Origin of the sequence: Peribacillus sp. RS7 (assembly GCF_041956845.1) — a bacterium.
Classification (GTDB): domain Bacteria; phylum Bacillota; class Bacilli; order Bacillales; family DSM-1321; genus Peribacillus.
Genome location: NZ_CP168136.1, coordinates 32,213 through 46,949, shown reverse-complemented (window position 1 = coordinate 46,949; position 14,737 = coordinate 32,213). Strand labels below are relative to the sequence as shown.

13 protein-coding genes and 3 pseudogenes are annotated in these 14,737 nt (G+C 38.2%); 5 read left to right on the top strand and 11 right to left on the bottom strand.

Annotated elements, in window-relative coordinates:
- The first annotated feature begins 42 nt into the window (after positions 1-42).
- A complete protein-coding gene (locus ACDZ29_RS27835; RefSeq protein ID WP_375091335.1) occupies positions 43-396 on the top strand; it encodes a DUF1048 domain-containing protein in 354 nt (117 codons plus the stop codon).
- Positions 393-725 (top strand): DUF1048 domain-containing protein, encoded by a 333-nt coding sequence (locus ACDZ29_RS27830; RefSeq protein ID WP_289323217.1) that lies wholly within the window; start codon positions 393-395, stop codon positions 723-725. The genes ACDZ29_RS27835 and ACDZ29_RS27830 overlap by 4 nt, the downstream gene beginning before the upstream one ends.
- A gap of 981 nt (positions 726-1,706) precedes the next feature.
- Here ACDZ29_RS27830 and ACDZ29_RS27825 read toward each other — a convergent pair.
- Positions 1,707-3,008: pseudogene (locus tag ACDZ29_RS27825) on the bottom strand (IS4 family transposase); the annotation flags it as partial.
- Between the two features lie 299 nt (positions 3,009-3,307).
- Positions 3,308-3,934, bottom strand: coding sequence for a hypothetical protein (locus tag ACDZ29_RS27820; protein ID WP_375091381.1), 627 nt, complete (start codon positions 3,932-3,934; stop codon positions 3,308-3,310).
- Between the two features lie 346 nt (positions 3,935-4,280).
- Here ACDZ29_RS27820 and ACDZ29_RS27815 point away from each other — a divergent pair.
- Positions 4,281-4,600 (top strand): annotated as a pseudogene (locus tag ACDZ29_RS27815) (Tn3 family transposase); the annotation flags it as partial.
- A 365-nt stretch (positions 4,601-4,965) separates the two neighbouring features.
- Here ACDZ29_RS27815 and ACDZ29_RS27810 read toward each other — a convergent pair.
- Positions 4,966-5,649 (bottom strand): VTT domain-containing protein, encoded by a 684-nt coding sequence (locus ACDZ29_RS27810; protein WP_375091380.1) that lies wholly within the window; start codon positions 5,647-5,649, stop codon positions 4,966-4,968.
- A 587-nt stretch (positions 5,650-6,236) separates the two neighbouring features.
- Here ACDZ29_RS27810 and ACDZ29_RS27805 point away from each other — a divergent pair.
- Positions 6,237-6,617 (top strand): winged helix-turn-helix transcriptional regulator, encoded by a 381-nt coding sequence (locus ACDZ29_RS27805; RefSeq protein ID WP_375091334.1) that lies wholly within the window; start codon positions 6,237-6,239, stop codon positions 6,615-6,617.
- 34 nt (positions 6,618-6,651) lie between these two features.
- Here ACDZ29_RS27805 and ACDZ29_RS27800 read toward each other — a convergent pair whose 3' ends face one another.
- Entirely contained in the window at positions 6,652-7,725 is a 1,074-nt protein-coding gene (locus ACDZ29_RS27800; protein WP_375091333.1) for an SDR family oxidoreductase, read from the bottom strand.
- 607 nt (positions 7,726-8,332) lie between these two features.
- Between ACDZ29_RS27800 and ACDZ29_RS27795 the strand changes: the two genes are divergently transcribed.
- On the top strand, positions 8,333-8,818 hold the full coding sequence (locus ACDZ29_RS27795; RefSeq protein ID WP_375091332.1) for a peptidoglycan-binding protein: 486 nt from the start codon (positions 8,333-8,335) through the stop codon (positions 8,816-8,818).
- Between the two features lie 279 nt (positions 8,819-9,097).
- Here the strand turns inward: ACDZ29_RS27795 and xerS are convergent, their stop codons facing one another.
- The 7 genes and pseudogenes from xerS to ACDZ29_RS27760 form a co-directional block, all read right to left on the bottom strand.
- The gene (xerS, locus tag ACDZ29_RS27790) at positions 9,098-10,225 is read right to left on the bottom strand and encodes a tyrosine recombinase XerS (protein ID WP_375091331.1); all 1,128 of its coding nucleotides are present in this window, start codon (positions 10,223-10,225) and stop codon (positions 9,098-9,100) included.
- A gap of 127 nt (positions 10,226-10,352) precedes the next feature.
- Complete coding sequence (locus ACDZ29_RS27785; RefSeq protein ID WP_375091330.1) at positions 10,353-10,514, bottom strand: hypothetical protein; 162 nt, start codon at positions 10,512-10,514, stop codon at positions 10,353-10,355.
- Positions 10,515-10,547: 33 nt separating this feature from the next.
- A pseudogene (locus ACDZ29_RS27780) lies at positions 10,548-10,896 on the bottom strand (DUF86 domain-containing protein).
- A complete protein-coding gene (locus ACDZ29_RS27775; protein WP_375091329.1) occupies positions 10,886-11,281 on the bottom strand; it encodes a nucleotidyltransferase domain-containing protein in 396 nt (131 codons plus the stop codon). Before ACDZ29_RS27775 ends, ACDZ29_RS27780 begins: the two are co-directional and overlap by 11 nt.
- A 692-nt stretch (positions 11,282-11,973) precedes the next feature.
- Positions 11,974-12,426 carry a hypothetical protein gene (locus ACDZ29_RS27770; protein ID WP_375091328.1) on the bottom strand — a complete coding sequence of 151 codons (453 nt, stop codon included), beginning with the start codon at positions 12,424-12,426 and terminating at the stop codon, positions 11,974-11,976.
- Between the two features lie 3 nt (positions 12,427-12,429).
- Complete coding sequence (locus tag ACDZ29_RS27765) at positions 12,430-13,242, bottom strand: DUF3100 domain-containing protein (protein ID WP_375091327.1); 813 nt, start codon at positions 13,240-13,242, stop codon at positions 12,430-12,432.
- Between the two features lie 75 nt (positions 13,243-13,317).
- Complete coding sequence (locus ACDZ29_RS27760; protein ID WP_375091326.1) at positions 13,318-14,520, bottom strand: M20 family metallopeptidase; 1,203 nt, start codon at positions 14,518-14,520, stop codon at positions 13,318-13,320.
- Positions 14,521-14,737: the final 217 nt, after the last annotated feature.

Below are 14,737 nucleotides of genomic sequence, written 5' to 3'. Positions count from 1 at the left end.
TAGAACTTTGCTGAACAGCTTAGTATCTTAAAGGAGACTACAATGAACTTTTTAGAAAAAATAACCGGCAGCGATATGACTAAAGAAATGAAAGGTTTTGAAGCACGAGCAAAAGTCTTGCCAGCTGAATATCAAACTGCTTGGAAAGAAATTATAAGTAATCTCTGGATTCACGGAGATTTCACCGGTCGTAATCTGATGCCGATTCTTGACAGTGCTCTTGAACTTCTTGAAGTTACATCAGCAGACGGCCAGAGCGTCGAAGAAGTACTAGGAGATGATACCAAAGGCTTCTGCACAGCGCTTGTTGGTGACGAAGGCGCAAAAACTTATAGAGATAAATGGCGTGACCAACTCAACAAGAACGTAGCAAGAAAATTAGGAGGACTGAAATGAGTATCAAAAAAATCATCGAAGGCAAAAAAGAATGGAGAGCACATGTTTCGCGTGTCAAAGCGCTTCCACAAGATTACCAAATTGTCTATAAAGAGATCCAAAAATATCTCTTCAAAGTCGGTCCTGTTGAGCTAAACGAAGGTATCGGACTGCTCTCGGAAATTCTCAGCTTCTTTGAAGAAGGCACAGCTGCTGGGAAAGGTGTGCTTGAAGTCACAGGAAAAGACGTTGCTGCTTTCTGCGATGCACTGATTGAAGATTCAAAAACTTACGCTGATCTCTATCAAGAATCGGTCAATCAAAAAGTCGATAAGACTATGAAAAAATAGAAGGAACGTAGTACTTGACGGCAAAATTCAATCGAACTTTTGCCTAAGTACTGCGCTAACCTCCCAAACTCAAAAGTATCGTTCGAGTTCGAGAAGTGTCGGAAATGAAAGAAAGAATCAAAATGGAAACAATAATAAAAATTGAAGGATTAAAAAAATCTTTTAAAGAAAAAGAAGTCCTCAGAGGCTGAAAAGCGATAGGATGAAATAACCCTCCAAATCAATAATTTTGATATTAACCAAATTGAAATACCCGAAAAAACGTTAGTTAGATTTGAAAAATGAATTTTTCTTGTTGAACTAACGGCGTGCGTTAGTTGAATATTACATTACTTAGAAATTATAAAACCTAAAAACAATAAGGCTATATAAAAACCCTGATTCTTCTGCTTAGCGTAGAAAAATCAGGGTCTTTATTTCCAAAAAAATGTCTTAGCGTATAATACCCGCGTTTTGTCGGCAGTACCCTATTAGATCAAATTGTTAATATATCAAGGCCTCATTCTGAAAGGTTATGAAAAATTACAAAAAAGGCACATAAAATTGCGCCTTTCACATCGTATAAGAATATTATCCAACTATCAATACCTTTAAATTTGTATCCACACTAAGTGGAGTGCACTTAGTGAAGCAATCTTTTTAGCATTATCAGCGGTTGTTGTATTACTTCCTATAATCCTGATAATATGAAATAGACATGCAAATAACTGTGCTTTTCTTGAATATCAGCTAATAGAAGGTTTGTTGAATAAATCCCAATCTCTCAGTGATATAAATGAGAGATTGGGATTTTTAATACTGGAATATCCATAACGTTGTAAATCCGCGTTTTGCTGGCGGTACCCCATCGCCATCAAGCTAAGCGCGCAAGAGATAATATAAAAGTGTGTTCTCTTTAATTTGCTATGGTAACACTAAAAATGCGCATGACAAAAAAAACATCAAATAGGTTTTTTTAAAAAATATTAGGCAGCTTTAAGTTTTTGATAATTCCTTGGCGTCCTTTTGTAATCCTTGAGAAAACAATAAATAATAGTCTTTTATCATATAGATGGATTTATATTCACTTAACTCCTTCTTTTTCTTATCTAAAAGTAACTGACGCATTCTAAACATCGTAGATGAACAGAGTAAAATGCTAATAAGTTGCCCATACAAGTGACACTCTAAGCGTTCCCTTTTGATCTCTTTGCACTTGTCAATTTGAAAGAAAGATTTCCATGTCTTAAATAGAATTTCAATCTGCCAACGTAACGAATACAGTTCATGAATATGTTCCGTTGGAACGTCTTCTAAAGAAAGATTTGTAATATATACGTTCATTCCACTTAATTGTTTGCTTCGGTCTTTATAGGTAATGCCCTTCTTCTTTTCTTTTTTTGCTTGGTCTTTCAATCTTTTCTCTGTTTGTTCCTCAGTTAGTCGATGAATAATCACTCGGGCGGGTAGTTTTTGATACAGCCCAATGTATGCTTCTGAAATTTCAAGTGTTTGACCAGGTCGTAATTGATTCATAAGCTCTTCCGTGTCTAACTGAATAAAGAGAGTATCTTTCTTCACAGTCCCATTCCGAAAAAACTCTGGTTCATCATTCTTACGATAGATACGAGAATTCAACTTCAAACGTGAGACATAGTAAGCACCTTCATCATTCATTTTCTGTAAGTCGTGTAAGTCGAAATACCCTAAATCCCTTATGTATAAGTCTTTTGGTTGAATGGTTTGTAGACTTGTTGAACCGAAGGTTTTATCATTTTCTCTCCCTTCTCCTACGTAAACGTGGAGGAACTTCCCACTCAATAAGTCATATTCCAGTTGGATTTTAACACCTGCGGTATGGCTACTTCCGCCAGAACCTTGATAATGTGAAGCAAACTTATCTGGAAGTTGAAATGTTGTAGAATCTAGGATCCGAATACGTTTAAAAGTCGTGGAGTATGGATGAAGTATTTCTTGTGTTGAATGAATTCTTTGAGTTAGAAGATTAGCTAAAACTTGTTGAAGAAACTGTACGGCTGAACCATTAAATCGTTGATTAAGCCCTTCGGGGCTCATGAGGACACCTGTGGATGCTTCGAGACGGCTGCACAATTGTGTGAGTGGTGTACTCGCGACCTGTTGACTAAGCCATACACATAAAGCAATGAATTCTTGTGCTTGATATTTACTTGTATGTTGAACAAAACCAACTTCTTTAGCTAATTGTTGGAGAGAAGATGGAGATAAGTAGTTTTGAAATTCTTGAGAAAAGAGATTCATTTCGTCTGAAACAGAAAAACTCATAGAAAACGCCATCCTTCCTGTATATTTCTACAAAAAGAATAGCGTTTTTATGATGATACAAATTCACCTTATCTTGATGGCGATGGGTTCCCGCCAACATTTTAACGAAAATATACGCTAGGCCTTCGGATGTGACCGGCCCCGGCTGTCTCTCTTCTATAAAGGCTGTTTTTATGAAGTAAATCTTTTTGTTTTTGGTAATAAAATGGAAATATTTGTTTTTGTGTGAATAAGTCGAAAATATATAAAGCTGAACAAAACCTTGTATATTTTCGACTTGTTGCTAAAGTACCAGTGTATCATTCACATCTGTATTTGAACTGAGGCTCTGTCTGTATATAAAAAGCATTTCTTACTTGTGCACTCCAATTTGCAAAGGCTGATCTCCATTCAGGAGTGTTAAAGAATTGATCTACAGTTTGAGTTTCAGAATGCCAAACTATAAATAGGTTGAGTGGGGCAATTCCTCCTGCCCAAATTCCATTATTTGCGTCAGTATCTTCTTCCCTTACTAATAATAAGGGTAGACCAAATTGAAAAGCCATTGAAGGTTCTACTTGTGAATAAACTGATCCTATCCAGAATGGAGTGGATGGTGGAAGGGGTCCTGCATTGACATCAACAGTTTGAATTTTAAAACGACGAAGGTTTACTGCCAACATTCCATAGCTTGATGAAACTAACCGACGAATATCAGTTAAAATGGATTCGGGATAACTTTCGCTTAATGGTAATGTACGCGGAAAAAGCAAAGCATTCTCAATCTCTAAAATTAGACGGTTTAGAAACAGTTGTTGGTTGTCATTTAAATGAGTTGTCGTACTTAAAAATATGGGAATACGATAAGCACGGTCAATACACTCTTGGTGTGCCGATTCTATTTTTTTTTTATCTTCACGTAAAGAGCTATGCTCATTATTCCTCACTTTCTCTTCATCCTTGCGTGAAGAGCTATTCTTATTTTTACTCACTTTCTCACCTCCTTTTTTTATTAGTATATGGAAAAGGCATAAGTGAGTTTGGACATAACAGGATTCCATAATAGAGATGCTTTATAAAAGTCTAAATTTGAATAATTTTATAAAAAATTTATTTAATTTAACTGAAGCAGGAAATAAGTAATTTATCATTAGCTATCCAAAATAAGCTTTTTGAATGAAGTCAATGTTGAGGAAAAAATATAACCCACAACAAGATTGTTGGAAAATGCTATATAGATATGAATACTTTGTGTTCAAAATTAACCATTTTATTATGTTTTATTCGGGGAACCGTATCATAAATAGTGGTAAAGCGGAGAATCGAGCTGATTATATGCTCAAAGGATACAAACATGTCGAGCTGCGAGAACGTGCGTTACAAGATCAACTCCAACGGGCAAGTGCATTAAACATTATCATCAATGCGATTAGTGTTTGGAACACGCTGAGCAAGCAACAAAACACCGCAAAAAGCAAGGTAAACTTCAGGAAGAACTACTAAACCATATTGGATGGGAACATATCAATTTCTTAGGCGAATACAAATTCAATTTCAGGCAAAATTCGTCTCGCGATTCATTACGACCGCTGAAACAACAAGAGGTTGAGTGACTGGTGTTCGGGTTATACCGCCCGGACTATTGGGCTTAGAGTAAGAAAAACGCTAAGCAGGTCACATCCGAAGGCCTAGCGTATATTTTCGTTAAAATGTGGCGGGACCCCATCGCCATAAAGCTAACAATGACGAGTTACCCCAAAACTATAAAAACGAGTAAGATGCACAAAACTTTCGTTCTGGGGGTATTATGATATTTTACATTGATGGGCATGTGGCGGGACCCCTTATGGAACTAACGGGGCAGTTTAGTCCCATAAACGTAAGCAACAGTGTTAAGAATGAATGGATTTGATATCTAGAATTTTTCGGTCACAAAAAAACGCTATACTCACCAGCGTTTTTCTCATAATAAATGCTGCTATTGTATTTTTCTTTTGTTTAAAACCCGTTTTACTCCTATCGATAAAATAAACAATACGCCAGCAGCAAGTGACACAGCCGAGATTAATTCCTGTCCTGTCAGGGTGAGGGCTTTTGCCAATTCGACTGAATATGATAGGGATAAGGCTGTCATTAGTTTTGAGAGTGAAGCGATCAGAATAAATCTGCAAAAAGAAACTCCGCCTATCCCCGATCCAAGACAAATGATTTCATCTGGGAGAATCGGGATAATAAGCAGAAGGAAAAGAATGGTCGTTTCATTTTTTTCTACATACTTTTGGTAGCTTTGCAAGGGCTTTTCTTTTACTAATTTTAATGCAAGCTTTTGTCCGCCAACCCTAGCTATAAGGAACATGACTGCTATGCCGGAAATAGTTCCGAGAAAACCTAGATAAGTTGCGGTAAATGAGCCAATAACTGCACTGCCTGCAGGAATAGTTACTGCTTCAGGCAAGGGTAATATGATTGGCTGGAGGAAACAAATAAGGAGGAAAAGGAGTTTGCCTAAGAGGGTATTTTCTCCAAAAATGCTCTCAATACCGTTCGCATCTGCCAGAACTAAAAACTTTGTAGAATAAGAAATCATACAGACAATAATCAAAAAAATGCTCAAGTAAACTAAGGAGAGACTTGTAAGTTTTAAATAGTTTACTTTTTTCATTTTTATCAAGACAAGATTAATAGACAGAATGCCTATTAAGATGACTGTAAATATAACTTTATAAATTATCAGCTGCGATGGTAAAAACACAAAAACGCACATGGCTGCAAACGCAGCCATCAATAAATTCGTCCACAACTCAGGCAGTTTCTTTCCAAAAACCACAATATTCTTTCTCCCTTTAAGTGAATTTTATTTGTATGATTAAGTGTACTGGCGATGCCATCTTAAGAAAACAGACCTGGGGTTTAACTGAAAGTAAGACCTGAGGCTTAAATCTCTAAAATGTGCGATCATTCCCATTATCATACATTCAAATTCAAGGGAAAAAGTACCCCTAATTAACTAACGGGACAGGTTAGCTGAAGAGTGCTGTTTGATCTTTGTTAAAGGGCGATATTCTTGAATAAAAGAAGGGATTATTCGTAAGTAACCGAACTATTAGTTATACAATTAACGTGGGCTGGATAGCGCAATATTTTGCTTGCAGTTTTAATGTTCAAAGACGGACGTTTAATGTCTCCAATTCATCGGATGTTTACCAGTGACCTGTGTCAAACTATTAGGAGAAGGGAGCCAGGTGTGTAATGAAGAACCCTGATAAGATTTACAACACTGCGGTAGAGGCAACTTTAGAGGTGATTGGAGGAAAGTGGAAACCTGTGATTCTCTTTCATCTAACATTTGGCAAGAAACGTAACAATGAATTGAAAAGCTTGATACCCGAAATTACTCAAAAAATGTTAACTCAGCAACTTCGGGAGCTAAAGGAGGAAGGTGTCGTCTTACGCATTTCTTATAATCAGGTTCCACCAAAAGTCGAGTATGAGTTGACAGACTACGGCTGGAGTCTAAAGGAGATCCTGCATCTGATGTGTAGGTGGGGGGATTCGCATATAGAGAGAAAGTACAGAGGAAGGGCTACCCATCTGGCCAATCCACAGCTTGAAGACGTACAGAACATATAAGAAGCGGGCCTTGTATACAAGGCCCGCTTTGCGTTTATGGGATGACTTTGCGTTTCCGAAAGTCGTCGAAGATGTTCATAAACATCGCTTCGGTATCGACGTATTCGTGAAAACCTAAGCGACGGGCCTTAGTTCCGTCGGCGAAGAAATCGTAATCCCAAGAAAACACGAAATCACCGAATTTCCAGGATGATAGGTCTTTATAGGAATGACCAGCAAGTCCATGATTATCGACCATTTTGTTCCAAAGTGGCTCCTTGTCCGCCATGACAACGTCCAGTGACATCTGCAGCGGAGGCGCCGTCTCCAAGCCGAAATAGTGAGCTATCTTCGGCCATAATTCATTCCACCGGAACAGATCACCGTTCGTGATGTTAAATGCCTGATTGGCACAACGTTCTTCAGTCGCCGCCCATACCGTTGCCTTCGCAAGAAGCCCCGCATCCGTCATCTCCAAGAGACTGTCGTAAGCACCAGGCTTGCCGGGAAACCGCAGCGGAAGTCCAAGCTCCTTCGAAATTGAGGCGTAGATCGCAATAACCATGGCGAGGTTCATCGGATTTCCAAGCGAGAAGCCACAGACTACAGAAGGACGGAGCGCCGACCAAGTCCAAGCCTTACCTTTTTGCCTTTGTTCTAAGAAATCTTGCTGATCAACATTGAACTCGGGCGGCATATGATTAGCATCTGTCTCACGAGCAGGGGTCTTGAATGGGCCGAGATGTGCTCCGTATACCTTGTAACCTTGCATCAAACTGACATGTTTTAAGCCAGAGGCGATTGGTTCGATCGCCTCTACGGTGTTCACTAGCATGGCGAGGTTGGGAGGAACAAGTTCGGCCCAAGTTGGACGGTCCTGATAGGCGGCATAGAAGATATGTGTTACCTCAGTTAAACAGCCTAGCTTCTCGCGGGTGTCGTCAATATTGAGTAAATCCGCAGCCACGTACCGGACACGGCCGTCAGAATCTCCGCCTCGACGTGATACGCCAATCACGTCCCAATCAGGGAGGGTAATTAGGTGATTAATGAGGTTACGACCGATGACACCATTTGCGCCTACGACCAAGGCGACTTTGCGTGTGCGTGTTTGAGGTACATTATTCATAGTGTTCCAGCTCCTTCTATACTGTGCTTAGTTCACTATTATTTTGCATCAAGGAACCACACTTGAGAAGTACGCACTTTGAAGTGTCATAAGCACTTTTTTGTAATCCAGCAGTACTCATAAGTCAAATATTCGGTGTTAATAACATATAAATCTCAAAAAATCATTATAGGAATTGTTTGAATGTAATGATTATTCAACCCCGTTTTTTTCTTTATCCTCTCCTAAACACCAAGTTAATTTGTTTTCAAAATAGATCAGAATGCTGAAAATGCTCATTACTACGAGAGAGTAACGGATTTACTGATGTTCTGGGAAGATCTTCAACAATCGGGCGCGATTTATTAGTAAGAATCGCTTTTTTTATAGAACAAACGGGGAAGTTAGTTAAGGAAACCTCCCGAAAAAAATGTATTTACTACTATTATTTTACGTTTCTATTAATTATGAGGATTAAATTATTTGTTCAAAGCTTACAATAAAACCGGTCCTTCAGGTGACACTGTTTGTTTAGTTCAAAACAGGACATTGGTAGGAAGGGGAATATAAAATAGGAGGGGAAATAGTAAGGTAGTGTGGAGGCACAAAAAAAGAGGGAGATGGCGGTATGAAGAAATTACTTACTAGTTTGGTATTATTAGTAATGGCCCTAGGGATATCTTTTTCCACCGCTTCAGCATCTGCTGGAGGTTTTCACCACCCAGAAAGCTGGGATAAAAACTCTATTTTGCGGAAGGACACTCATGGGGTAGAGGTCAGAAATATGCAGTATATCCTGAATGTCATGGGTTTTTATACGGATTCAGCAGTGGTTGATGTTGATGGGATTTTTGGGCCGAAAACCGAAGCGGGTGTAAAGAAATATCAAAAAGAAAACAACCTGAAAGTGGATGGTGTGGTTGGCCCTCGGACGTGGGATAGCTTCTCACAATACATTAAGAAGAATGGCAATGAAACTTATGGAGCAGGCGGAAACATGGGTCTCAGAATCAAATGGAAGTATGACAATTCTTCCTATACATCCGGCTCTAAAGCCTATATTTACGGTAATGGAGATACATTAAGCGACCAATATCGCTTGTATGCGAATTAAAATACAGGATGGTCCTAACATATGAAAAACGTGTCTAAATAGGCACGTTTCTATTTTTTGCTTTCACGAGTTGTATGTTGTAATCTCCTTGCTTGCGTTGAGTTGGTCCGTGATTGATTTTGGGTGAATTTTTTATTGTCATGGTCAAACTTCGTAAAGAATGCCCTTCTCATAATCGAGAGGGGCATTTTTATAAAGCAAGTCGTCCTGAATTATAGGTCTACCCTTATTGGCTATACATTCTAATTAAAATAATAAAGAAATCTTCTCCTTTTTCATTTAATCCTTTTCACGATAATTGGTTCTTCTCTCTCCCAGCTGTTTCGCAGCCTTTTTAGCCTTCTCCTGCTCAGGGTTTGTGTATAGGGCAGCCGTGGTGGTTGAAGTGTGACCAAGTTGAGTCATCAGTAAATGGATGTCTCCTGACTGCTCCATTAAGTTCGTCCCATAGGTATGTCTAAGTTTGTGTGGGGACATCGATTTATTGGTCTTAAATGCCTTCGTATATTTCTTAACTAGGGCCTCGATGGCACGATTGGAGAGAGGGGTCGCTCCATCATTCACCCTAGTCAAGAATACATAAGCATCATCATCGTTTGATCCGCTATAACGCTCCGTTCGTATAGCTAGGTAGTCTTTTATGTCCTGCATAGACGGAGGAGAGACTGCCACAACATCCTTTTTTCCACCCTTACGTAAAACATGTATTTGTTTTTCCTCGAAATCCAAGTCTCGTAGCCTTAAGTTGGATAACTCGTTCACCCGAATTCCGCTTCCTAAGAAGAGGGATACGATCGCAAAATCACGTTCCTTGTCCCTTTTAAAATAAATGAGTTTCCTGGACTTTTCAGGTAGTTCCTTTTCATAGTTATGCTTCACGAATTCAAGAAACCGAGCATCCTCATCATTGTGGAAAATCTTTGTCGATATTCTGGAAGCCCGCGCCCCCAAAGTCTCTTTCACTTTATTCACTTCAATTTTCAACATGACATTTCGGTAGAAGTAAGGTTCGCCGTCGTCATTTTCTGTCTGTGTCGTTAAATACTTGAAAAGGGAACGTAATGCTGAAATTTTCCGGTTGACGGATACTTTTTCCGCTTTTTTTGTTTCCTTCTTATTGATAGGGATATTTCTCCGTTCCAAAAATTTTATAAAGGATTGGGCTTCAATCAACTTCAACTTTTCCAGCACTGTCAAAGGGATATCCTTAATATACTCCTGCTCAGCAATGCCTTCAGCTATCAGCCACTCCAAAAATAATTTATAATCAAGAACGTAATTCAAGAGGGTGGAAGGGGACCGGGTATCCAATTTATTGTCAACATATTCAACGATATAGAAAGGCATGGACTTAACCAGCTGTTCCAACTTCTGCTCATGAACTTGATGTTGTCTGGTGTTAGCCATTGGTCGACTCCTTTTAAGTTGATTTTTGCGTAAAATTCAATTTTTACGCAAAGTTGTTTACATAATAATATTATGTGTTGTTAAATACCTAACGTAAAAGTCCATGTAGGGATATGACTGAATTGAATTAATATTTCACAGGAACTTTCACATATTCATATTTTTCTGGATATTGAAGTTTAAGCTTTTCGATAGCAGCTTCAGCAGCATCTTTCGTTTCAAAAACTTCATCTAACTTGATAGTTTCTTTTTTCGTATGGAGATCAAAAACTCGTATTATGTATTTCATCATAAAACCCCTTTATCATAATTTAAGGATTTGTTATGTATAGTCGATAAAATCTCCTAGATGGTTTTCAACAATTTGCTGTAAAATGTCTAAATTCACCGTCTGGTAATCATGAACTGCCATGTTCCTGAAACCCAACATAGCCTTTCAGCGTTTGGCCGTATTTTCGTCATTAATTAAAGCCTTGGGAAGCATATCAAACGCATATCTGCTGAGGCAATCCCAATTTCTGTTCAGCTACAATATGCATAGCCAAGTCAATTGACGCTTCACATACCCTTTGAATATTGAGGTATGATCGAGTCTTGTTTAGTAAAGTCTTTTAGACTTTCAGCATCGTTGGCATAAACCTGATTTTGTTCAAAATGACATCATTCTTTATAAATGGTCCCACTTTCTTCTATTTTTTTTAAGATACTTTCGCGTTCCTCATTCAATTTAGCGTACATGCTAAGAGCAGTCATTTGTTGGTTTTTAAGAAGAGTGTCGTTCGCTGAATATATAATTGTGCCGGTAGTATATATCTGGGCTTTAAACACCGTGGATGCTGTACGGATATTGACCAAATCCACCTCAATTTTCAGAATATCTGCTAATTCCTGTGCCAGCTGAAAAACTTCATATGTAGTAAGGGATTGATTTTCGCTGTAGAAAGCAATATCAATATCACTTTCTTTATGTGTAGAGTTTTTTGCATAAGAACCAAAAATAATAATGAAAACGGGATCTACTTTTTTTATGAGAGTATCTTGAATGGTTTGAAACATCTCTGTATACATAAGACACGCTCCCTTAATATAATATGAAGATTATACCAAACATTCATTCCCATGTCCATTTATTCGTAAAACTGAAATTTTACGCATAAATGGACATGGGATGTTACCAGAGATAATGCTATCTAAGCCCTTTTGTTAATTAGACTCGATATCCCGTGCAAATTTAAAACCCTACTAATACTCCAAAATTTCTGGGGTTAGCCTTGTCCCCCTTCAGTGTTGCAATCTTTATGGTCACTTAAAAAGTTTGTAGACATTACAAGTAGTCATTGATGAAATAAAGGCCTGGGTCTTTTAAATCTGAACACTAAATTATATTATAAGGAGGAATATAATAGTATTCACTTTGAAATTACGGGAGATTATTAATGAAGTTCGTATAACTCTAACTGAAATTTCATTTTGGTATCACTCTATTCACTATCGTAGTTTTTCGGCATCGGTCGATATACCACCTTGTTCGGATCACCACCAAGATAACTTACTGTCAGCGAGGTCTTTACGATCTTTTTAGGATCATCCATACCTCGCCTTTTAAGTATTTTTGCATTGTCGTCACTTGATTCAACGGCCGCTTGAACAGTAGCAAAATCATCTAGAATCAATATGCTATGAACGCCGTCCATTTCATTCCAAGAAACTAGTTAGTTTATTTGGTGATATATCAATTTACCCTCAAATCAAATAATCCCTTGAAAGCGCAGAACAATTTCAGCAATAATTGCAGAACCCAAAAAGGTACCAAGTAGTACACACATTCCAACAACGATCGTTTTCCAACCTAGTTTAGCAAAGTCTGTCCATGAACGGCCAATACCTATCCCAGCATAGGCTAAAATGGGTGTAGCTATTGCTAAAAGACTGACATCTGCAGTCCACTTTACAAGTTGATCTGATCCAGGCATGCTAGGAACAGTAAGGATAAAACCTAATATTCCAATGTAAGCTATACTTGGGATTTTGAGTGGGACTAGTTTACCGATAATCAGACCAGCTAAAGAAATAAGGATTAATATAACCATTCCTGGTAAAGCAGTAATTGGGAGTATATCATAGCCAATCCAATTTCCAATTAACACCACAACTCCGATAATACCTAAAACTAATACCCATTCTTGGATGTTCTTTAACATTGGTTACACCCCCACATTCGATTTTATATCTTTACTTTTTCTTCTTGTCATCCATACATAAAGTTTTTCTGTTAATGGCAAAGCAATAAAAATACTCACATATAAACCTGTTACAGATGTTGCAAGATTACTTGCACCTGAAAAAGCAATAATTTGATCTTTCATTTCTGGAAACGCCGTAACTAGAGGACCTAATGCAGCAGCTGCCATACTTCCACTTCCTATTCCTGTTGCCATAGCAAAGGATAATGGATGAATGGGCGTAACAGTTGCTAACAATCCAGATATTAATCCCATAAAAATAGCGCCAAAAACGGTACCAAATATGTATACAGCCATAACTCCACGGCCTTCTGGTGAGGAAAAACCGTATTTATCAGTAATTAAAGCGACATTTGGCTCACGTCCAATAGAGTGTGTCATTCCGATAGATTCTCGTTTCAAGCCTAGTAAAACTGCGACTGGAAGGGCCAGAAAAATGGTGCCGAGATTTCCTATTTCTTGAAGGAGTAGTGCAGGTCCTGCTTCAATTAACAGAGGCAAGGCTGGCCCTGCTTGTACCCCAAACTTCGCAATAAGTAATGTAACCGATATAAAAACAAGTGATTCAGCACTTTTGGATTGCTTTTCCTTAACAAGTGGTGTGAAGAATAATGAAATTCCAATTATAACTGCATAAAGCATTGGCAATAATAAAATAACTCCTGGTCCTAACGGAATTTGGTGTGTACCAATCGTTTCAGACAGTAATACGATAGCAAAGACGGTGGCATGTACTCGCCAATCTTTCCAAAGTTTTTGTGTTTCAATTGTCATCTTTATCATCCCTTTTCATTTTTGGTCTTGATTTAGGGGCCAAATACAAATAGGCCCCTAAATTTCACTATTTTTTTATACTTGTTGTGATGATAAAGTCTTTGCACTATTCTTCATGTATTGTAATGTCGCTACCCCAAGAGTTTTTGCAGCGATTAATAACGAGCGTTCATCGATGTCAAACTTTGGATGATGGTGTGGATAGGCATGTTCCCAATCAGGACTTTTTGCTCCTGTGAAAAAGAAAGTTCCTTTTACTTTTTCTAAATAATAGGAAAAGTCTTCACCACCCATAATAGGTGGGGTTTCTTTAACAGATTCAACACCAGGTACTGAGTGAGCCAATTTCGCAACGAATTCAGTTTCCTCCTTGTGGTTAACTGTCGTCGGATATCCTCTCATATATTTATAGTCATAGGTTGCATCGGATACAATACATGTTCCCTTAACGACTCTTTCAATTTCTTTTTCTATAAAATTACGAATCTCTTCTTTAAATGTTCGAACTGTACCAGTTAAAGTAGCTGTATCTGCAATAACATTGTAAGGATTTTTTGCTTCAAAAGCACAAACAGATACAACAGCAGATTCTAATGGATCTACTTTCCGGCTAACAATTTGTTGTAGATTACCGATTAACTGTCCTCCAATTACAATACTATCCTTTGTTTCATGCGGAGCAGCGCCATGTCCGCCTTTACCCTGAATTGTTATATCAAAACGATCAGGTGCTGCTTGGAGAGGGCCTGTCCGATAACCAATTTCACCTAAAGGCATCTGTGCCTGTAAGTGCGTTCCAAAAATTACATCAACCCCATTTAGGCAACCATCTTCTATCATAGCAATGGCTCCACCTGGAGGTAGTTCTTCGGCATGTTGATGGAGAAAAACAACTGTCCCTTCAATTTCCGACTTCATGCCATTTAGAACTTTTGCAAGGCCTAATAATGTTGCTGTATGCCCATCATGGCCACATGCATGCATAACACCTTCGTTAACTGATTTAAACGGTACGTCTGTTTGTTCATGAATCGGAAGTGCATCAAAGTCTGCCCTTACAGCAACCGTCGGCCCGGGTTTATCTCCTTCTAGATAAGCTAAAACCCCATTTCCTCCAACACTTTTCCGTACTTTGTGCCCAAGTTTTTCATGATAAGCCGCAATATAATTTGCTGTATTCACTTCTTCAAAAGAGAGCTCAGGATGTTGATGAAGATGGCGTCGAATATCGACGATTTCGTTATAAATATCATCTAATCCTTTAAATAATTGATCCATTAATTCCACTCCTTTAATTAGTAGTATTTTATTTTAAATAAATGGTTAAATAACGATTTTAGCCCTTAACTCGGAGTATAATCATCATAATAGTATCAATAATATTTAGAAAATTCAATATAATCAGTTATTAGCAACTAAACTTTATTCTATTAATTATCCCGGTAACCGTTTCATCCTTCATCTGCTCAGCAAACATAACCAATCGATAAATGAA